18 protein-coding genes are annotated in these 20,380 nt (G+C 70.4%); 8 read left to right on the forward strand and 10 right to left on the reverse strand.

Translation table 11 applies throughout. The annotated features are described in order from the left end of the window. Positions 1-78: 78 nt before the first annotated feature. Genes ACIPYT_RS09430 through pdhA form a run of 3 tightly spaced genes read right to left on the reverse strand, consistent with a single transcriptional unit; the run spans position 79 to position 3,856 of the window. Entirely contained in the window at positions 79-1,710 is a 1,632-nt protein-coding gene (locus ACIPYT_RS09430; protein WP_401072912.1) for a dihydrolipoamide acetyltransferase family protein, read from the reverse strand. After that, positions 1,707-2,735: an alpha-ketoacid dehydrogenase subunit beta gene (locus tag ACIPYT_RS09435; protein WP_401072914.1), complete on the reverse strand. Its 1,029-nt coding sequence runs from the start codon at positions 2,733-2,735 to the stop codon at positions 1,707-1,709. Before ACIPYT_RS09435 ends, ACIPYT_RS09430 begins: the two co-directional genes overlap by 4 nt. Further along, a complete protein-coding gene (pdhA, locus tag ACIPYT_RS09440; RefSeq protein WP_401072916.1) occupies positions 2,732-3,856 on the reverse strand; it encodes a pyruvate dehydrogenase (acetyl-transferring) E1 component subunit alpha in 1,125 nt (374 codons plus the stop codon). The genes ACIPYT_RS09435 and pdhA overlap by 4 nt, the downstream gene beginning before the upstream one ends. 151 nt (positions 3,857-4,007) lie before the next feature. Between pdhA and ACIPYT_RS09445 the strand changes: the two genes are divergently transcribed. Further along, positions 4,008-4,445, forward strand: a complete 438-nt coding sequence (locus ACIPYT_RS09445; RefSeq protein WP_401072918.1) for an Lrp/AsnC family transcriptional regulator — start codon at positions 4,008-4,010, stop codon at positions 4,443-4,445. Between the two features lie 141 nt (positions 4,446-4,586). Here ACIPYT_RS09445 and ACIPYT_RS09450 read toward each other — a convergent pair whose 3' ends face one another. Then, positions 4,587-5,924 (reverse strand): DUF222 domain-containing protein, encoded by a 1,338-nt coding sequence (locus ACIPYT_RS09450; RefSeq protein ID WP_401072920.1) that lies wholly within the window; start codon positions 5,922-5,924, stop codon positions 4,587-4,589. A 92-nt stretch (positions 5,925-6,016) separates the two neighbouring features. Then, the gene (locus tag ACIPYT_RS09455) at positions 6,017-6,667 is read right to left on the reverse strand and encodes an HAD-IA family hydrolase (RefSeq protein WP_401072922.1); all 651 of its coding nucleotides are present in this window, start codon (positions 6,665-6,667) and stop codon (positions 6,017-6,019) included. 91 nt (positions 6,668-6,758) lie between these two features. On the opposite strand from ACIPYT_RS09455, the gene ACIPYT_RS09460 reads away from it, so the two are divergent. After that, positions 6,759-7,874 (forward strand): DUF998 domain-containing protein, encoded by a 1,116-nt coding sequence (locus tag ACIPYT_RS09460; protein ID WP_401072924.1) that lies wholly within the window; start codon positions 6,759-6,761, stop codon positions 7,872-7,874. 5 nt (positions 7,875-7,879) lie between these two features. Here ACIPYT_RS09460 and ACIPYT_RS09465 read toward each other — a convergent pair whose 3' ends face one another. Then, on the reverse strand, positions 7,880-8,740 hold the full coding sequence (locus ACIPYT_RS09465) for a MurR/RpiR family transcriptional regulator (RefSeq protein ID WP_401072926.1): 861 nt from the start codon (positions 8,738-8,740) through the stop codon (positions 7,880-7,882). A 68-nt stretch (positions 8,741-8,808) separates the two neighbouring features. On the opposite strand from ACIPYT_RS09465, the gene ACIPYT_RS09470 reads away from it, so the two are divergent. Genes ACIPYT_RS09470 through ACIPYT_RS09480 form a run of 3 tightly spaced genes read left to right on the forward strand, consistent with a single transcriptional unit; the run spans position 8,809 to position 11,291 of the window. Then, positions 8,809-9,720 carry an N-acetylglucosamine kinase gene (locus ACIPYT_RS09470; protein ID WP_401072928.1) on the forward strand — a complete coding sequence of 304 codons (912 nt, stop codon included), beginning with the start codon at positions 8,809-8,811 and terminating at the stop codon, positions 9,718-9,720. A 52-nt stretch (positions 9,721-9,772) separates the two neighbouring features. Further along, complete coding sequence (gene murQ / locus ACIPYT_RS09475; RefSeq protein ID WP_401072930.1) at positions 9,773-10,723, forward strand: N-acetylmuramic acid 6-phosphate etherase; 951 nt, start codon at positions 9,773-9,775, stop codon at positions 10,721-10,723. A gap of 40 nt (positions 10,724-10,763) precedes the next feature. Further along, positions 10,764-11,291, forward strand: a complete 528-nt coding sequence (locus ACIPYT_RS09480) for a hypothetical protein (RefSeq protein WP_401072932.1) — start codon at positions 10,764-10,766, stop codon at positions 11,289-11,291. Positions 11,292-11,307: 16 nt separating this feature from the next. Here the strand turns inward: ACIPYT_RS09480 and ACIPYT_RS09485 are convergent, their stop codons facing one another. Continuing rightward, the gene (locus tag ACIPYT_RS09485; RefSeq protein WP_401072934.1) at positions 11,308-11,631 is read right to left on the reverse strand and encodes a DMT family transporter; all 324 of its coding nucleotides are present in this window, start codon (positions 11,629-11,631) and stop codon (positions 11,308-11,310) included. After that, positions 11,628-12,011 (reverse strand): DMT family transporter, encoded by a 384-nt coding sequence (locus ACIPYT_RS09490; RefSeq protein WP_401072936.1) that lies wholly within the window; start codon positions 12,009-12,011, stop codon positions 11,628-11,630. Before ACIPYT_RS09490 ends, ACIPYT_RS09485 begins: the two co-directional genes overlap by 4 nt. A 223-nt stretch (positions 12,012-12,234) precedes the next feature. Between ACIPYT_RS09490 and ACIPYT_RS09495 the strand changes: the two genes are divergently transcribed. Next, complete coding sequence (locus ACIPYT_RS09495) at positions 12,235-13,692, forward strand: glyceraldehyde-3-phosphate dehydrogenase (protein WP_401072938.1); 1,458 nt, start codon at positions 12,235-12,237, stop codon at positions 13,690-13,692. 40 nt (positions 13,693-13,732) lie between these two features. After that, entirely contained in the window at positions 13,733-14,776 is a 1,044-nt protein-coding gene (locus tag ACIPYT_RS09500) for a winged helix DNA-binding domain-containing protein (protein ID WP_401072940.1), read from the forward strand. Between the two features lie 81 nt (positions 14,777-14,857). Here ACIPYT_RS09500 and ACIPYT_RS09505 read toward each other — a convergent pair whose 3' ends face one another. Continuing rightward, positions 14,858-16,300, reverse strand: a complete 1,443-nt coding sequence (locus ACIPYT_RS09505; RefSeq protein WP_401072942.1) for a helix-turn-helix domain-containing protein — start codon at positions 16,298-16,300, stop codon at positions 14,858-14,860. A 112-nt stretch (positions 16,301-16,412) separates the two neighbouring features. Between ACIPYT_RS09505 and ACIPYT_RS09510 the strand changes: the two genes are divergently transcribed. Next, on the forward strand, positions 16,413-18,275 hold the full coding sequence (locus ACIPYT_RS09510) for a phosphoenolpyruvate carboxykinase (GTP) (protein WP_401072944.1): 1,863 nt from the start codon (positions 16,413-16,415) through the stop codon (positions 18,273-18,275). A 148-nt stretch (positions 18,276-18,423) separates the two neighbouring features. Here ACIPYT_RS09510 and ACIPYT_RS09515 read toward each other — a convergent pair whose 3' ends face one another. After that, complete coding sequence (locus ACIPYT_RS09515) at positions 18,424-20,307, reverse strand: ABC transporter ATP-binding protein (RefSeq protein WP_401072946.1); 1,884 nt, start codon at positions 20,305-20,307, stop codon at positions 18,424-18,426. Positions 20,308-20,380 lie beyond the last annotated feature (73 nt).

Here is a 20,380-nt window from a genome sequence, read left to right on the forward strand (position 1 = left end):
GCGGACCACTTACCGAATGATCGGTCAGTAATTGCCGAGCGTACCGCATACCGTCGTCGCGTGCCCAGAGGTCTCCGGTCAGATGCGTCCGAAGGCGCGCAGCGGATGCTCGATCAGGTCGGTCACGCGCTTCAGGAAGCTCGCTGCGTAGCCGCCGTCGCATACGCGGTGATCGAACACGAGCGACAACTGCGCGATGCGGCGCGCGACGATCTCGCCGTCGACCACCCAGGGGCGCTCGATCATGCGACCGATGCCGAGGATCGCGACGTCAGGGTGGTTGATGATGGCTGCCGAGCCGTCGACTCCCAGTCCGCCGTAGTTGTTGAGTGTGAAGGTCGAGCCGCGGAGGCGCTCCGGGGGCATCGAGCCGCTGCGCGCGGTGGTCGACAGCTCACGCAGCCCTGCATCGAGCGCGTCGACGCTGAGCGCGTCGGCATGGGGCATCACGGGTACCAGGAGGCCGCGGTCGGTGTCCACGGCGACGCCCAGGTTGACCCCGTCGAACGACACGAGCTCGGTCGCGTCATCGCTGAGGCGTGACGCCAGCACCGGATGCTCGGACAGCGCGATCAGCACGAATCGAGCCACCAGCGCGGTGATCGACGGCGCGCGCCCCTCGGGCGGCGCCATGCGGCGACGGAGCTCCCACAGCTCGGTGGCGTCGACGTCGACCCACACGGTCGCCTCGGGGATCTCGGAACGGCTGCGCGACAGTTTCGCGCTCACCGCCTTGCGCAACGGCGACAGTCTCTCGCGCGATCGGACGGCCAGTCCGTCGATCGTCGCGGCGTCGCTCTTGTCGATGGTGCCGGTGGTGTCGGGGGTGGTCGTGTCGGTGGTGGTCATACGGGCGTCGGCGCCGGGCGCGTCGCCACCCGTTCTGGCCCCGACCTCGTCCGAGTGCGTGCGGACCCCGTCGACCGCGCTGTCGACCGCCGCCGCGATGACGTCTGCTCGGGTGATCGCGCCGTCGTGGCCGGTGGGCGTGATCGTGCGCACGTCGAGACCCAGGTCGCGAGCCAGGCGGCGCACGAGAGGGGATCGCACCGCGATGGGCCGCGCAGCCGGCTGCGCAGCGGCGGCGCTGCTCTGCTCCGCCGGGCTCGGCTCCGCCGAGCCCGGCACCGCCGGGGTGTGATCCGCCTGACTCGGCTCCGCCGGGCCAGGCCCCGCCGGGTTCTGCTCCGCCTGGCTCGGCTCCGCCGGGGTCAGTTCCGCACGGGTCTGCTCCGTGCGCGCGACGTTCCGCGGCGGGCGTCGCCGGCCTGAACCGGTGCGCGCGCTGGTGCCGTATCCGATCAGCACGTTGCCGGACCCCGCGCGCTCCTCCGCCCGGTAGGCCTCGTGCTCGACCGTGCCGGCATCCGCGGTGCCGACCGCATCCACAGGCTTCGCAGCGTCGGGATCATTCGCAGCATCCGCAGCATCCGCGGTGATCCCCCCTCCCGCCGTGCCCGCAGCTTCCGAGACTTCGAGCACCGGAGCGCCGACGTCGATCGTGTCTCCGGGGGCGCCGTGCAATGCCGTGACGACTCCCGCGTACGGCGACGGGAGCTCGACGATGCTCTTCGCCGTCTCGACCTCGGCGATCGGTTGATCCGTGGCGATCGTGTCTCCCACCGCCACCAGCCATTGCACGAGTCCCGCTTCGGTGAGACCTTCGCCGAGATCCGGCAGCCGGAACACCCGGGCGGTGAGCGCGGTCATGCGCCGTGCTCCCAGTGCAGCGTGTCGATCGCGTCGAGGACGCGGTCGACGTCGGGCAGATACCAGTGCTCGAGCTTCGGCGGGGCGTAGGGCGTGTCGAATCCGGTCACGCGACGCACCGGTGCCTCCAGGTACTCGAAGCACCGCTCGAACACGCGCGCCTGGATCTCCGAAGCGACGCTCGCGAATCCCGGAGCTTCGGCGATCACGACCGCGCGTCCCGTCGACCGGACGGCGGCCGTCACGGTCGCGTCGTCGAACGGCGAGATCGAGCGGATGTCGACGACCTGCACGCTTCGCCCCTCGGCCGCGGCGGTCTCGGCGGCCTCGAGCGCGAGCGGCACGGAGGCGCCGTACGCGAGGAGGGTGACGTCGGAGCCCTCGCGGGCGATGCCCGCGGCGCCGATGTCGACGGTCACGCTCGTGTCGACCTCGCCCTTGCCCCAGTAGAGCTTCTTGGGCTCGAGGAAGATCACGGGGTCGGGTGACGAGATCGCGGCACGCAGCAGCGAGTAGGCGTCCTGAGGCGTCGAGGGGCTGACGACCGTGAGCCCGGGGGTGTGCGCGTAGTACGCCTCGGAGGAGTCGCAGTGGTGCTCGACGCCGCCGATGCCGCCGCCGAAGGGGATGCGGATGACGAGCGGCAGTCGCACGCCGCCCCGGGTGCGGTTGCCGAGCTTCGCGACGTGACTCACGATCTGCTCGAACGCCGGGAGCGCGAACGCGTCGAACTGCAGCTCGACCACCGGGCGCATGCCGTTCATGGCCATGCCGACGGCCATCCCGACGATCCCCGATTCGGCGAGCGGGGTGTCGAAGCAGCGGTCTTCCCCGAAGCGGGCGGTCAGCCCGTCGGTGATGCGGAAGACTCCGCCGAGCGCCCCGACGTCCTCTCCGAACACCGCCACCTCCGGATCTGCGGCGATCGCGTCGGCGAGGGCGAGATTGAGTGCGGCCGCCATGCTCATGGTCTGCACGGAGGGTGTCGTGGCGTCGACGCGGATGTCGTCGTGGGCGATGGTCATCGGACTCCTCCGGCGGTCTCGTGGGTGGTGTCGCTCGGCTGTGCCGTCTCGCGCTCGATCTCGTCGCGCAGCAGTTGCCACTGCTCCTGCAGCTGCGGTGAGCGGATGCTGGTGACATGGCGGAAGAGGTCTTCGGGGTCGAGCTCGGCGTCGGTGTTCAACGCGGCGCGCATCGAGGCGGCGATGCTCTCGGCCTGCGCGGCGGCGTCCTCCTCGACCGACGCCGTGAGGGCACCGGTGCGGGCGAGGTGGGCGCGCAGTCGGGTGAGCGGGTCTCGGTCGACCCACGCGCGCACCTCGTCGCGTTCGCGGTAGCGGGTGTCGTCGTCGGCGTTCGTGTGCGCCTGCATCCGATAGGTGTGCGCTTCGATGAGGGTCGGGCCTCCGCCCGATCGCGCGCGGTCGACGGCCTCGCCGAGCACGGCGAGCACGGCGGCGACGTCGTTGCCGTCGACGCGCTGACCGGGCATCCCGTATCCGATGGCCTTGTGCGCGAGTGAGGGCGCCGCGGTCTGGCGGCTGAGGGGCACCGAGATCGCGAACTCGTTGTTCTGCACGAAGAACACGACGGGGACGTGGAAGACGGCGGCGAAGTTCATCGCCTCATGGAAGTCGCCCTCGCTGGTCGCGCCGTCGCCGCACAGCGCGACGACGACCGTGTCTTCGCCGCGCCGGCGGGCCGCGTGCGCGAATCCGACCGCGTGCAGGAGCTGGGTGGCGAGAGGGGTGGCCTGTGGTGCGACGCGGTTCGCGTGCACGTCGTATCCGGAGTGCCAGTCGCCCTTCAGGAGCACCATCGCCTCGGCGGGATCCACCCCGCGCGCGATCACGGCGACCGAGTCGCGGTAGGTGGGGAACAGCCAATCGTCGTCGCCGAGAGCGAGCGCGACCCCGATCTGGCAGGCTTCCTGGCCGTGCGATGACGGGTAGACGGCGAGTCGTCCCTGGCGGACGAGGGCGCTGGCCTGGTCGTTGATGCGGCGGCCTTCGACGAGTCCGCGGTATGCGGCCAGCAGTGTCTCCGTGTCGGGGAGGCGGTAGTGCTCGTCGGAGACCTCGTCGCCGTGCTGATCGATCAACTGCACCGCGGTGTCTCGCGGGAGCATCTCCTGGTGCTGCATCCGTCCGCCCTCCTTGCCGAACCCGATGAGGACAGCATGACTCCCTGCGCGCAATCGTCCAAGGGGAAGCGCTCATTCATGGATGAATGCTCCGATGTTGCACGTGCATGCGACGAAGTGTCAGAATTCCGGGACGGGACGAAGGGGTGTCATGATCACGCTGGACGACATCGATCGCGCGATCCTCGACGAGTTGCGTCGCGATGCGCGCTCGTCGATGACGGCGATCGCGGAGGCGGTGCACGTGTCCCGAGCCGGCGCGCACGCGCGGATCAAGCGGATGACGGATGCCGGGGTCATCACCGGATACACGGTACGGACCGATCCGGTGCTGCTCGGCCATCATGCGAGCGCGTACGTCACGCTGGCGATCGAACAGGCGACCTGGCAGGACGTCAGCGCGCGGCTGCGGGCCATTCCGGAGATCGAGCACATGGCTCTGGTCGGAGGTGACTTCGATGTGATCCTGCTCGTGCGCGCGAACGATGCGCGAGATCTGCGACGCATCGTGCTCGAGGACATCCAGGCGATCCAGGCGATCCGCTCGACTCGCACCACGCTGATCTTCGAGGATCTCGCACTCGTCTGAGCGCAGTGAGCACAGGCGGGCACAGGCGGGCACAGGCCGGCACAGGCGCGCGCAGGTGGGCGCAGGTGCGCGCAGGTGGGCGCAGGCGGGCGGGTGCGAACACGTGTGGACGCGGGTGGGCGCGCGCGACCGCGGGGCACATCAGAACGGCGGGGGCACGGGGTCGCGCGTCGTGACTGTGTTCGGCGGTGGTGGTGCGTCGATGTATGTGTGCCCCGCGGGACTCGTCCAGGCCAGCACCCCGCCGCCTCGGTGCCTCACGTGCCACGGAGTGTGGTGCTTGAGTGAATGATGCCGTCGGCAGAGCACCGCGAGGTTGTCGACGCTCGTGGCGCCGCCGAGTGCGTGGTCGTGCGAGTGGTCGAGGTCGTTGTCACGAGCGCGTTGCCCGCAGGTGGGGAATCGGCATCGTTGATCCCGCGCCAGGAGGTGCCTTCGCATCTCGGCGGATGGGCGGTACCGATCGACCGCCAACAGGGCCCCGGTCACGGGGTGGGTCAGCACGCGATCCCATCCGGAGGCGGCCCCGGCCAGACGTTTCGCCGTCGCGGTGTCGATCGGCGTGTGGCCGTCGATCTCAGCCGGAACCGTGCTCGCGCCCATCAGTGTCAGCGCGGGCACCGTCACTGAGACGGATCCGCCGATGCGGGCGAGCATGCCGTCGGGGGAGTCGTGCCCGAGCGGCGCACCGGAGAGCATCAGATCGAGCATGACGTCGCAGCGGACCTGCGCCAGCGTTCGCTCGTCGTCGGGCGCGGTGTTGTGGAGGGCCGGACTGCGATGCTCGTCGGGAGAGGCGGAGTCGTCGCCCGAGACATCGCCCGCGGTCGCAGTCTCGGTGAGCACCGTCTTCGCCATGGCCGTGATCCGCTGGAACGCCCCGTGCACCAGTACCGAGGGGCCCAGCAGGCCGAGCTCAGACATGCCGTCGGCGCGGTCTTTCACCCAGATCGCGCGCTCCTGCCCTGCTTCACGATGGCGCTCGTCGATCGTGCGTCGCTGGAAGCGCTCAGCCGTTCGTCGAGCGAGGCGTGCCACACGGTTAGGCGACTCCACGCGAGACGCGTCGATCATCTCGCCGGCGTAGGCGTCGCGGTCGGCGTCATCGCGGATGTGCAGCCCCGCATCGACGATCGCTCGCGCGTGCGCGGCGCTCAGGATGCCCGCGCCCTGTGCCTGCCAGATCCGCGGGAACAGGGTCACCAGGAGGTCGGCGTCGGCCATGCGCCGCTGCATCGTGCGGTCGCTCGCGCGCAGTGCGGCGCCGAACTCGGCGGCGACGGCGCGCGTCGCCATGTCGCCGCCGTCGCGATCGTCCGCGGCACGCGCGATGTCGACCGCGATCCTCGCCCCGAGTGCCAGGAGACCGTCTCGCGCCGCCTGCACGGACCCGAGTGTGCGCTCGACCTCGACGAGCATCTCGGTCACCGCGGCGAGCGCGCCGATCTGCTCCGTGGTCGCATCGTGCAGGGCTGGCATGCCCTCACTCAACCACCCACCACCGACATTCCAACCGTCGGGAGTGGGCTTCAGAAGAGTCCTGTGACCTGGAGTTTCGGTACTCCGGAGTATCAGCCGATGCCGAGCTCGATCCCGCCCGCGCCACGCGCGACCGTGACCTGCGTGAGGTCGTCGACGTGGTACTCCGGCGAGAGCGTCCGCGCGTGCGATCCGACGCCGACCACGCGCATCCCCGCGGCGTGCGCCGCCTGGATCCCAGCGCCGGAGTCCTCGAAGACGACGCAGTCGGCGGGGTCGACGCCGAGCAGCGCCGCGCCCAGCAGGAATCCCTCGGGGTCGGGCTTCGATGCCGAGACGCTCTCCGCGGTGACCGCGAGCTGCGGCACCCGGAGGCCGGCCTCGCCCATCCGGGCGTGCAGAAGGGGGACGTTCGCCGAGGTGACGATCGCGTGCGGAAGTTCGGTGAGCGCGTCGAGGAACACTCCCGCCCCACGTATCTCCACGACCCCGTCGACGTCGCTCGCCTCGGTCGCCAGCATCTTCTCGTTCTCGACCAGGTTGATCGAGTGATCGCGTTCGGGGAGCATGATCGCCATGCTCTGATGGCCCTGCCTGCCGTGGATGACACCCAGCACGGTGGCGGGATCGAGGCCGTGGGGCTCGGCCCACGAGAGCCACAGTCTCTCGACCACGGCGGTCGAGTCGACGAGAGTGCCGTCCATGTCGAGCAGGAGTGCGCGGGCGGAGATCGTCTGAGTCACCCGACCAGGGTACTGCCGCGGTTCGCGCATCCGTCAGGGGCGCTCGCCTCCTTCTAGGATGTCCACGAACGCACCCGTGAAAGGGGATGCCATGCGGTGGATCGGTGACAGGATTGTCGGTGTGCTGCGTCAGCTGCGCGGCCCCGACACCGCGGACGCCGTGTTCGAGGCGACGGCTCTCATCGTCGGCGCCGTGTTCCTCGTGATCGGCTTCGCGATCGGCTGGCCGTCGTTCTGGGGTCGGGAACTGCCGATCAGCGGCACCGGTTCGATCGGCGCCTTCGCGGCGATCGGCGGCGCGATCACCGCAGCACTCGCGTTCGCGATCGGGCGTCTCGTGGTGCGCCCCGCCGAGCCGGATGCGCGCGGCGTCCGCGACGGGTTCGCGGTGCCCGGCGATCGGCTGCGCTGGTACGACCTCGCCGCGATCGCCTTCGCCCACGCCGCGATCGCGTATCTGGGGTGGCTCGGCATCGCCGAGCTGCTGGAGCGCAGCTTCACCGATGCCCCCGTCTTCCCGTTCCCCGGCGCTGTGCTGATCGCGGTGGCCTTCGCCCTCACCGCGTACGTGTCGTTCCTGAGCGCGGTCGCGCTGACGCCCATGGTGCTGTCGCTCGTGCTCGCGGTGTTCCTGGTCGTCGGCGCCTTCGCGAGCATGCTCGCCTCCAGCGACGTGCACTGGTGGCGCGACAACCTCTCAGCTCTCGGCATGAGCAGCAACAGCTCGTCTCTCGCCTTCAACGTCACGCTCATCATCGCGGGCGTCATGGTCACCACGATCTCGCGATATGCGACAGCCGGGCTGCCTGTCGACGACCCCGTCGATCGGCGCGGACGCTTCATCGTGCGCGGCGGCCTCATCCTCCTGGGGATCTTCCTCGCCTGCGTCGGCGTCTTCCCCGTCGACGAGTTCTTCCTGGTGCACAACACCGTCGCGACCGGGATGGCGGTGGTGTTCGCCGTGGTGGTCGTGGGTCTGCCCTGGTTCCTGCGCAGCATCCCTCGAGTGTTCGTCGCGTTCGGGTGGGCGTACGTGCTCGTCATCGTGCTGCTCGCGGCGTTCTTCGCGGTCGGGTACTACAACCTCACGGCGGTCGAGCTCATCGCCGCGGTGCTGATCTTCAGCTGGATCATCGTGTTCCTGCGCACCGCGGGCTCGGTGGGCGTCGTGCGGCGCCCGGCGGGCGAGCAGCGGGTCGTCGCCTAGGCGGATCAATCGACGCGGAGCGTGCGGGCGGCCGCGGCGGTGCGTTCCAACGCGTCGACCGCGTCGGCGTGACGTCGCCGTGCGACGCCGACGAACAGGCAGTCGACGAGGGCGAGCTGGGCGATGCGGCTCACCATGGCGCCGGCGCGGAGGCGGGGTTCGCGCGCTCGTGTCAGGAGAGCGTGGTCGGCTGCGTCTGCGAGCGCGGAGTCCGACGCGCCGGTGATCGCTATCGTCGTGCTCCCGGCGTCCCGTGCGGCTTCGATGAAGCGCAGGGTCTCGACGGTCGTGCCCGACTGCGAGATGCCGAGCGCGACCATGCCGGTTCCGCCGAGCGAGGCCACGGCGCTCGCGACGTGCGCGTCGCCCAGGACGACGGCGGTGCGGCCGATGCGCAGGAGCTTCTGCGCGAGATCGGCGGCGACCAGTCCGCTCGCTCCGATTCCGAACAGCAGGATGCGGGGAGCGGCGTCGAGCGCCGCGACGACGGTGTCGAGGGTCTCGTCATCGATGCCGCCGATGGTCTCCTCGATCGCGAGGAGCTCGAGGGCGGCGACCTTCGCGCTCGCTTCGCGCAGCGTGTCGTCGGGCGAGATCTCCGACCCGAATCCCGTTGAGGCATGGAACTGCGCCGATTCCCGCCCCAGCTCGGCGGCCAGCGTCATGCGCAGTGCGGCGTAGCCGTTCACGCCGATCGCGCGGCAGAAGCGGATCACGGACGCGACGGAGGTGTCGCACTGCGCGGCGAGCTCGGTGATCGTGCTGTCGATCACGACGCGCGGTTCGTCGGCGACCACACGGGCGATCCTGCCGAGCGAGGGCGGCAGCGTCTCGGCGGCGCTCGCGATCGTGGTCTGGATGCTCATCGGCTCGGGCTCCGTTCGTGATATGAAGAATTCTTTCACACAAGGATGATCGTGCGTAGACTATTTTTATGACCTCCGTTCACCGTGTCCTCGCCGTCGACCTCGGCAAGACCCGATGTCGGATGCTGGACGTCGGCCGCGGCGCGCGCACCATCACCGACGGCAGCGGTGCACCGGGTCTCGCGGCAGCCGGAGGCGTCGACGCCGCGCTCGCCGCCATCCTCGCCGTGGTCCAGGACACCGCGAGCGTCGACGGTGCGAGTCGCAGCATCTCGGTCGGCGCCGCGGGCGCGTGGGCCGCTCCGGAGGCGGCGGACGCCCTCGCCTCGCGGCTCCGCGACACGCTCTCCGCCCCCGCCGCCGTGACCTCCGACGTCGTGTCCGCACACGTCGGCGCACTGCACGGGGGAGAGGGCGTACTGCTCATCGCCGGCACCGGTGCGGCCGCCCTGGGCGTCGACGGCGACGGCATCCGCCTCGTCGACGGCTGGGGTCCGGAGCTCGGCGACTTCGGCGGCGGCTCCTGGTTCGGCCGCGAGGCGCTGCGCGCGGTGCTGCGCGCCGCGGTCGGCCTCGGCCCGCATACATCTCTCACCGACGCCCTACGCGAGCCGGTCGGCTCGGTCGACGACGTTCAGCGCTGGCTCGCCTCCGGTGACGCCCTCGCGCGTCGCCTCGCCTCGCTCGCGCCTCTCGTGCTCGATGCCGCGGCCGGCGGGGATCCGCGAGCCGCCGAGATCGCGGATGACGCCGTGCGCCTGCTCGTCGCCTCGGCGACCGCGGCGTCGACGCGCTCTCGCGACGTCGCTCTCCACGGAGGACTCACCGCACACGACTGGTTCCGGGAGCGCCTCGAGAGCGCGCTCCGCGCCGCCGGGCGCACCCCGGTCGCGCCCCTCGGCGACGCTCTCGAAGGTGCGCTCATGATCGCCGACCGCGTCGATCTTCCCCATGAGAGGTTCGTGCACCGTGCGGGATGACGACGATCGACGCGACCGTTCTCTGCTGATCTCCTCCCCGAAAGGCTCTCCCGTGCCGCACGATGACGACCGTCTGAACGACCTGCTTGAGGTGCTCTCGTCGCTCGGCACCGAAGCCTCGACCACGGAGCGCGGCGACCTCGATCTGCTCGGCACCGACGAGCTCGTCCGGCGTATGAACGCGGGAGACCAGCGGGTCGCCGAGGCCGTCGCCGAGCGCGCCTCCGAGATCTCGACGGCGGTCGACGGCATCACGGCGCGGTTCCGACGCGGCGGCCGCCTGATCTACATCGGCGCCGGCACCGCCGGACGCATCGGCGTGCTCGACGCGAGCGAATGCCCGCCGACCTTCGGCACCGACCCGTCGATGGTGGTCGGGCTGATCGCGGGCGGCGAGACCGCCATCCGCGCGGCCGTGGAGAACGCGGAAGACGACGAGGATGCCGCCGGAGCGTCGCTGCGCGACCTCGCGCTCACCGCCGACGACACGGTCGTGGGCATCTCGGCCTCCGGGCGCACGCCCTACGTGGTCGGCGGACTGTCCTTCGCCCGCAGCGCGGGAGCGCTCACCGTCGCGATCGCCTCCAACGCGGAGTCCGAGATCGGTGCGGTCGCCGACATCGCGATCGAGGTCGTCACCGGTCCCGAGTTCATCTCCGGGTCGACGCGCCTCAAGTCCGGCACGGCGCAGAAGCTCGTCGTGAACATGCTCACGACCCTCTCGATGATCAAGCTCGGCAAGACGTACCACGGCGTGATGGTCGACCTGCTCGCGACGAACGAGAAGCTGCACGCCCGATCCGTGCGCACGGTCGTCGAGATCACCGGATGCTCGGTCGCCGACGCGGCATCGGCGCTCGCCGAGGCCGGCGGCTCCGTGAAGCTCGCGATCCTGATGATCACGACCGGCGCCGATGCCGAGGCCGCCGCGACCGCGTTGCGTGAGGCCGACGGCATCCTGCGCGTCGCGATCGTCGCGCTGGGGAGCGACTCCCGCGACTGACGTCCGGCATGCCGGGCCGTGGCGACCATAGGATGCCGGAGTGGATCACCTGCTGCCCGCCGCGCCGTGGCTCCTGGCGATCGCCGGGGTCGTGGCGGGAGCCGCATGCCTCGCGGCCGGATCGTCGGCCCCGTGGCAGGCGCGGCAGATGGCGGTCGTCCGCCTGGTCGCGCTCGTCGTCACCGCCCTCGTCGGCGATCACACCCTCGTGCGCGTCACGCTGGGCGTCGTCCTGATGCTCTCGGCGATGATCGGCGCGATCGGAGTGCGCGGCACCGCGGCGGCGCCGATGTGCGTGCACCGGGCCGCGGTCTCGGTCGTGCTCGCGATCTGCCTGTGGGAGGGACTCGCGACCGGCCCGCTCGCGGAGCCGGTCGAGCACCACGGATCCGGTCTCTCCGGCGTGCTGTCTGTGTTGGGCGTGGTGGGCGTGATCGGCGTGGTGCTGTGGACGGTGGTCGCCGACCGCGTCCTGCCCGCGCCGACCGACCGACGAGCCGCACGGCTCCTCGCGGTCGAATCCTGGGCCATGGCCGCCGGCGTCGCCGTGCTGTGCCTCGCGACCTGAACGGCGCGCACGCGGGTCAGTGCGCCCCGCCGAGCTCGATCAGCACGACGCCGATCGCGATCAGAGCCACCCCGATCGCCATCACTACCGAGAAGTGGTCCTTGAAGATCACGCGTCCCAGCACCGCGGTGATCGCGACGCCCGCGGCCGCCCACACCCCGTAGGCGACGCCGACCGGCATCCCCATCGCGAGAAGCGCCCCGAGCAGGCTGAACGCGAGCACATACCCCACGACGATCACCGGGATCCACCGTCGTCGACGCAGGCCCTCGGAGGCTCGCAGACTCAGCGTCGCCGTGACCTCGCTCGCGATCGCGAGCACGAGCAGCACCCAGGTCACGACGCGGTCTCCGCAGCAACCCCGCTGTCGCTGTGCGCCCGGGCGTGCGATCCGAGCTCGACGAGCAGCACCCCCACCACGATCACGCCGATGCCGACGATCTGCACGGCACCCAGCAGCTCGCCGAACAGCACCGTGCCGAGCACCGCGGTCAGCACGACCCCTATCGCCGACCAGATGCCGTAGGCCACGCCCACCGGCATCCCGCGATCGAGCACGACCGAGAGCAGCAGCAGCGACGAGGTGTAGCCGACGACGACCGCGATCAGCCACAGCGGGTGGGTGAACCCCTCGGCGGCGCGGAGCGAGAGCGTCGCCCCGACCTCGAGGGCGATCGCGAGGAGCAGGGGCGGCCAGGCCGACGGACGGCGGTCGGTCATCGGGAGCCTTTCGAAGAACGTGACAGGGGACGAGCAGGAGAACCCGAGGGATGCTGACAGGATTCCCTGTCCGGCAGGTGAACGAGATGCCTTTCGGGACAGGCGCACGGGCGCGATTTCCGCGCACCGCTCCGCGACCCGTACCCTGGGTGCATCCCCCGAAGCTCACCCGGCAATCTCGCGCGCCGGCGACCTCGGCGCGCTCGCACATGCAAGGACGCAGATGACCGCACCCACCGCACCCACGGCATCCTCCGACGACTGGACCTCCCGTGAGGAGCTCGCCGAGCGGATGATCCCGCTGATCGGTTCCCTCAAGCGCGACCGCGACGTGGTGACGTCGTTGCACGGCCATCGGCTGGTCGGACTCTCGGCCACGGGGATCGTCGAGATGCACGACCGCGTCGCGCAGCTCGGGCACGGCGAACTCGCCCTCGACGACACGCTCGCCGTGATCGAGGCCGTGCACGCGCTCGCACCCGGCGCCTCGTCGCTCGACGTCGCACGTCTGGTCGAGGGGCATGCCGACTCCGACGCCGCCCTCGACGACTACCTCGCCGAGGCTCTCGCACCGGCCGTCGGCGCGGTCGCGGCGGCGCCGACCGACGTCGTGCTGTACGGCTTCGGTCGTATCGGCCGGCTGCTCGCCCGCATCCTCATCGCGCACACCGGGGGAGGCAGCGGGCTGCGTCTTCGCGCCATCGTCGTGCGCCGAGGATCGGCGAACGACCTCGTCAAGCGGGCATCGCTGCTGCTGCGCGACTCCGTGCACGGACGCTTCGCCGGTTCCGTCACGGTCGACGAGGAGGCCGAGCAGATCATCGCGAACGGCACCCGCATCCAGGTGATCTACTCAGACGACCCGGCATCCATCGACTACACCGCGTACGGGATCCACGACGCGATCGTCGTCGACAACACCGGGCGCTGGCGCGACGAGGCCGGGCTCAGCCGGCACCTCGAGTCGACGGGCGTCGCGCGCGTGCTGCTCACGGCTCCCGGCAAGGGCGCGCTGAAGAACATCGTGCACGGCATCAACGACCGCACGATCACGCCCGACGACCGCATCGTCACCGCGGCGTCGTGCACGACCAATGCGATCACCCCCGTGCTCAAGGCCGTCGACGAGGCGTACGGCATCGTGCGCGGACACGTCGAGACCGTGCACTCGTTCACGAACGACCAGAACCTCATCGACAATTTCCACAGCGGAGACCGTCGAGGCCGCTCGGCCGTGCTCAACATGGTCATCACCGAGACGGGTGCGGCGAAGGCCGTGGCCCGTGCGCTGCCCGAGCTCGAGGGCAAGCTCACCGGCTCGGCGATCCGCGTGCCCACGCCCGACGTGTCGCTCGCGGTGCTGCACCTCACGCTCGACCGCCCCGCGGTCAAGGACGAGCTGAACGACTACCTGCGGCGCGTGTCGCTGCACTCGCGGCTGCGACAGCAGATCGACTACGTCGAGAGCCCCGAGGTGGTCTCGACGGACTTCGTCGGCTCGCACCGCGCCGGCATCGTCGACGGCCTCGCGACCATCGCGAACGACCGCGACGTCGTGCTGTACGTCTGGTACGACAACGAGTACGGCTACTCGTGCCAGGTCATCCGCGTGCTCGAGGTCATGGCCGGGTCGCACCCGGTCGTGCTGCCGGAACGCCGCGAGGTGACTCTGCAGGGGTAGCTCGCGACCGTCTGTCCGACACAGCGGGCATGATGGGGGCATGAAGACCGCGACCCTGCTGTCGGAGCGCCCCCGTTCGCATCGCCTCTCGGCGCCGGCGGCCACGGTGACGGATGCCGCGGCCCACATGCTCGCGGTGCAGAGCCAGGACTTCACGGCCGGACGATGGGTGCTCGCATCGCGCACCCGCGGTGAGCCGGCGATCCGCACGGTCGACCGAGCGTTCGACCGCGGCGACCTCGTGCGCGCCTGGACCATGCGGGGCACGCTGCACACGATCCGGGCGCGGGATCTGGGCTGGGTGCTGTCGGTGACGGGGGAGCGGCAGCGTCAGCAGGCCGCAGGGCGTCGCCGCGACCTCGGGATCGACGAGCACATGCTCGCCGCGGCGCGCGAGGCCGTCGTGCCACGGCTGCGCGACGGCGGACTCACCCGTGCCGAGATGTTCGCGGGGTTCCAGGGCGCGGGCATCGACCCCACAGGGCAGCGCGGCATCCATCTACTCAGCGAACTCACGCTGCGGGGGCTCGTGTGCCAGGGACCCGTCGTGCGTCGTGAGGGGATCGCCCGCGAGCAGCGCTTCGTGCTCGTCGAGCAGCACATCCGCGAGCACGAGCATCCCGCCGACCCGCTCGCCGAGCTCTTCGTGCGCTACATCGACGGGCACGGCCCCGCGACGGTCGCGGATTTCGCCTGGTGGTCGGGGCTGACCCTCGGACTCTCCCGGGAGGCACGGGAGCGCGCCTCAGGCAGAGTCGTCGAGGTCGACGAGGGCGTCTTCACAGCCGTGCGTCGTCCGCGGCGCGCGACCGCTGCGGCATCCGTCCACGCGCTCGCGGCCTTCGACGAGTACTACATCTCGTACGCCGATCGCACGGGCGTCTGCGCTCCCGAGGATCTCGCGGCCGTCGGCCCCGGCAAGAACGGCATGGTCCGTGCGACGCTCGTGGCCGACGGGCGGGTGGTCGGATGCTGGACGCACAGCGCGGCGGCGCTCGGCTCAGAGCCTGAGCTGTTCGAGGACGTGGACATGGATGCGGTGCGCGAGGCGCTCGCGCGCTTCTCGCGGTTCCTGGAGGACTGAGCGTCGACTATTCGCTCGCGTGACGGCCGAGGAACGAGTGCGCGCGTGCTCGATGGTGCGACGGCTGCGGCGCGATGTCTGTCATTCGCTCGCGTGACGGCCGAGGAACGAGTAGACCTCGTTGTCGTCGACGCCGGGGAACGCGCCGCGGGGGAGCGGCGAGAACATCGTGGTGTGCACCCGCGCGCTCGGCCACGCCTTGCCGGTCCAGCGTTCGGCGATGTCGGCCGGGGGGCGGCGGCAGCACGACTCGTCGGGGCAGGTCGACACCGCGCGGTCTGCGGTCTCGCGGCCCCGCCACCACCGGGCGTCGTCGAAGGGCACCCCGACCGTGACGGAGAACTCGCCGTCGGTCGACGACCCGGTCTGCGTGGAGCACCAGAACGTGCCCGAGGGCGTGTCGGTGTACTGGTGGTGCTCGGTCGTGCGGTTCTGCTGCGTGAAGGCGCTCCGCGCCTGGAACTTGCGGCACACCCGCTGGCCCTCGACCGCTCCCGTGACGTCCATCGGAAGGGGCAGGTCGTCGTTCTCGTACACGCGGGTGATCGCGCCGGTCGCGTCGACCCGCAGGAAGTGCAGCGACATCCCGAGATGCTGCGTCATGAGGTTGGTCATGCGCATGCCTGCGGCCTCGTGGGTGACGCCGAACGCGTCGCGGAAGTCCTCGACGGCGAGGTTGCGGTCCTTCTTCGCCTGCTGCAGGAAGGCGACGGCCGCGGTCTCGGGCATCAGGCACGACGCCGCGAAGTAGTTGATCTCGAGGCGCTGCTGCAGGAAGTCGGCGTAATCGGTGGGCGGGGTGTGGCCGAGCAGACGGTGCGCCATGGCCTGCAGCGCCATCGAGCGCAGGCCGTGGCCGCCGGGGATAGAGGCCGGCGGCAGGTAGATCCGCCCGTTCTCGAGGTCGGTGACCGAGCGCGTCGAGTGCGGCAGGTCGTTGACGTAGATGAGCTCGAATCCGAGCTTCTCGGCCATGATGCTCACGGTGCGGTGCGTGAGCGCGCCCTGCACGTGTCCTGCCGAGCGGAGCTGTTTCTCGGCGAGCTTGTCGATGTCGCCGAGGTAGTTGTGCTGCGCACGCATGCGCAGGCGCAGCTCGGTGTTGGCGCGGCGCGCCTCCTCGGGGGTGGCGATCGCCTCGCGCTCGCGGCGCTGCAGTTCGCGGTGCAGGCCGAGCACCGACTCTATGGTCTCGTCGCTCATACCCTTCGTGACGCGCACGGGCGCGACGCCGAGCTGGCGGAACACCGGGCTCTCCTGCGCGCGTTCCAGCTCGATCTCGAGGGCGGCACGCCGGTTCGGAGGCTCACCGGAGATGAGATCGGTGACCTCGGTGCCGGTCGCCAGCGCGATCGCCTGCAGCAGCGAGAGCTTGGGCTCTCGCTTGCCGTTCTCGATCAGGCTGAGCTGCGAGCCGGCCACGCCGACCAGGGCGCCGAGTTCGTCGAGCGTGTGGCCGTTCGCGAGGCGGTGATGCCTGATGCGGTGACCGAGAGTCGTGAGATGGATGCCGGAGGGAGCCATTCCTTGATCCTAGCGAAAGAATCTCATTTCTTATCGCTCGAATCGGCGAAAAGTGACGGAGAAAGCGGAAGAAGATAGGTGCAACGCCCCCTACTTCCAAGGAGCAGATGTCATGGCGATCGCCGAAGTCTTCACCCCTCGTGCCGCATCCGTCGCACCCGTGCGCACCTTCGGGACGGCTCCGACCTATGACACCCCCGACATGGCGGAGCTCGCCTCCTGGGTCGACGAGATCGCCGCGCTCACGCAGCCCGACCGCATCCACTGGGTCGACGGCTCGCGCGCCGAGAACGACTGGCTGCTGCGCGGCCTCGTCGACGAGGGCAAGCTCATCAAACTCAACCCCGAGTGGCGCCCCGGTTCGTACCTCGCCCGCTCGCACCCCAGCGACGTCGCCCGCACGGAGGGGCGCACGTTCATCGCCTCGGAGCGCGAGGAGGATGCCGGCCCCACGAACAACTGGGCGGCCCCTTCGCAGATGCGCGAGAAGATGACCGAGATCTTCGAGGGGTCGATGCGCGGACGCACGATGTTCGTCGTGCCGTTCTCGATGGGCCCCGTCGGCGGTCCGCTCTCGCATATCGGCGTCCAGGTCACCGACAGCGCCTACGCGGTCGCGTCGATCGGCATCATGACGCGTGTCGGCGACGCCGTGACCCGTCAGATCGCCGACGGCGCCCCGTGGGTCAAGACGGTGCACTCGGTCGGCGCCCCTCTCGCCGAGGGCGAGGCCGACGTCGAATGGCCGTGCAACGACGACAAGTACATCGTGCACTTCCCCGAGACGCTCGAGGTCTACTCCTTCGGGTCGGGGTACGGCGGCAACGCGATCCTCGCCAAGAAGTGCTTCGCACTGCGCATCGCCTCGGTGATCGCCCGTGACGAGGGGTGGCTCGCCGAGCACATGCTGCTCATCCGCGTGATCGACCCGACGGGCCGTGCGTTCCACGTCGCGGCCGCGTTCCCCTCGGCCTGCGGCAAGACGAACCTCGCGATGCTGCGCCCGACCATCCCGGGCTGGCGCGTCGAGACGCTCGGCGACGACATCGCGTGGATCCGCCCCGGAGAAGACGGCCGCCTGTGGGCGATCAACCCCGAGGCCGGGTTCTTCGGCGTCGCGCCCGGCACCGGCGAGTCGACCAACGTCACGGCGGTCGAGACGCTCTGGGGCAACACGATCTTCACGAACGTGGCTCTGCGTCCTGACGGTGACGTGTGGTGGGAGGGCCTGACCGACAACGCGCCGGCCGAGCTCATCGACTGGGAGGGCAACCCGTGGACGCCCGACTCCGGACGCCCCGCCGCGCACCCGAACTCGCGCTTCACGGTGTCGGCAGCGCAGTGCCCGCAGATCTCCGAGGACTGGGAGGAGGCGGTGCCGCTCGACGTCATCCTGTTCGGCGGACGCCGTGCCAGCAACGTGCCGCTCGTGGTCGAGGCGACCGACTGGACGCACGGCGTGTTCCTCGGCTCGAACATCTCGTCCGAGCGCACCGCCGCCGCCGAGGGCACCGTCGGCGAGCTGCGCCGCGATCCCTTCGCGATGCTCCCGTTCTGCGGCTACAACATGGCCGACTACTTCGGGCACTGGCTGAAGGTGGGTCGTGGTCTGCGCTTCGACCGGGCACCGCGCATCTTCCAGGTCAATTGGTTCCGCCGCGGCAGCGACGGTCGGTTCCTGTGGCCCGGATTCGGCGACAACTCGCGGGTCGTCGACTGGATCATCCGCCGCATCACCGGCGAGGTGTCGACGGTCGACAGTCCGATCGGCCGCCTGCCGATCGTGTCCGACCTCAACCTCGACGGCATCGACGTGCCCGAGGCCGACCTCGAGGAGCTCTTCTCGGTCGACGCCGACGCGTGGAAGACCGAAGCCGACCTCACCGAGGCGTTCTACGACACGTTCGGCGACAAGGTTCCGGCCGCACTGCGCGCCGAGCTGTCGTCGCTGCGCTACCGCCTCGACAAGGCGTGAGAGACCGGGCGCCGGTTCGGGGGAGCCGGCGTCCTACAGCTCCCGCCCGCGAGGGCGGGGGAGCCCCCAGACCCGCGAAGGCGGGAAGTCAGAGACGAACCCATGGCTGAGTGGTCTCCGGCATCCCGCCTTCGCGTTGGTGTGCCCGCTATGCCAGCAGCTGGTGCCGGGCGAGGTCGCGATACAGCGGCGTGGACTCCACGAGCTCGGCGTGCGTCCCTCGGCCCACGACCACGCCCTCCTGCAGCACGACGATGAGGTCGCTGTCGACCACGGTCGACAGGCGGTGGGCGATCACGACGAGCGTGCGATCGGTCGACACGGCGTCGATGGCCTCGCGCATGCGCTGCTCGTTCACACCGTCGAGCGACGACGTCGACTCGTCGAGCAGCAGGATCGGCGCGTCGGTCAGCAGGGCGCGGGCGATCGCGAGGCGCTGGCGCTCGCCACCCGAGAGCATCACGCCGTCCTCGCCGACGGGGGCCTGGAGTCCGAGCGGGCTGCGCCCCAGCACGTCACCGAGGTTCACGGCCCGCAGCACCTGCTCGCACGCTTCGTCGGAGGCGTCGGGGGATGCGAGGCGCAGGTTGTCGGCGAGGGTTCCGGCGAGGGTCGGTGCGTCCTGCTCGACGTAGCCGAACTGCGCGCGCAGCTCGTCGCGCGGGTACGTGCGGGCATCGTGACCGTACAGGCGGATCGATCCGCCGGTCGGGTCGTAGAAGCGCTCGACGAGCGCGAGGATCGTGCTCTTGCCCGCGCCGCTGGGACCCACGAGTGCCACGCGGGCGCCGCGCGGGACCGCGAAGGAGACACCGCGCAGCACCTCGCGGTCGGACTCCGGCGCGGTCTCCTCGGCCTGATCCAGGTGTGCGTCGGCGAGCAGCGTCCGCGCCTCGCGCTCGGCGGCCGCGCGCGCTGCGACCACGTTCTCCGGGTACCGGAAGCGCACGTCGCGGAACTCGATCGCCGGGCCATCGGGGTCGGCATCGTCGCGGGGGAGTGATGCGGCGGTCGCGGCATCCTCCTGCGTCTCGGTCGGGAGGTTCAGGATCTCCTGGATTCGACCGAGCGCGCCGAGAGCCTGGTTCACGGAGGTGATCGCGCCGAACGTCGTCGCAAGCGGCATCACGAGCATGAACAGGAACATGATGAAGGTGATGAGCGAGGCGATCGTGAGGTCGCCCGCCGCGACGCGGAATCCGCCGACGCCGAGCACCACGAGAAGAGACAGCTGCAGGGCCACGCCGGCGATCGGCACGACGAGCGACGAGATCTTCGCGATCCGCACGCCGATGCCGTAGGCGTCCGATGCGAGCGTCGACACGGCCTCGGTCTCGCGTTCCGTCGCTCCCGAGGCCCGCACCGTGCGGATCGAGCCGACCGCGCGCTCGACGCCGGAGGCGAGTTCGCCCACCTTCTCCTGCTGCGCGGTCGACGCGGTGCGGATGCGTCCGCTGAGCACCGTCACGACCGCGACCGAGGCGCCGATCACCAGCACGATCAGCAGGAGCAGCACGGGGTCGATCACGAGCATCGCGATCAGTGCGCCGAGGAACAGGATGGCGCTGCCGACGGCATCCGCGAGTCCCTGCGTGAGCACGGCGTAGAGGAGCGTCGTGTCGGTGCCCACGCGGGAGACGAGGTCGCCGGTGCGGCGGGCGTCGAACTCGCTGACCGGGAGGTGCAGGATGCGGGCGATGAGCTTGCGGCGGCTCGAGTAGACGACCGCGGTGCCCGTGCGCTGCAGGAGGTAGTGCTGGTAGCCCGAGATGACCGACGACACGATCACGAACGCGATCAGGAGCCACACCAGGATGCCGAGACCGCGGTCCGACTGCACCGCCTCGATGACCTGGCCGACCAGCAGCGGTTGCGCGAGCGACGTTGCAGCGCCGAACACGCTGAGCACCGCGACGACGATCAGCGTGCGCTTGTGCTCGAAGAGGAAGGGGAGGAGCTGGCGGAAGGTGGCGCGCGGACCGTCCTGCGGTGCGCCCCGTCCGCGTCGGCGTGACGTCGCCGTGCTGGACATGCGGGACCTCGTTCTGAAAAGGGTTACTCCGACCGTACTTCGTGTTCGGTCGGTTTCTATGCGGGGGCTGTAC

The sequence above is a fragment of the Microbacterium sp. NPDC089695 genome (assembly GCF_044749085.1).
In the GTDB taxonomy this organism is placed as follows: Bacteria; Actinomycetota; Actinomycetes; order Actinomycetales; family Microbacteriaceae; genus Microbacterium.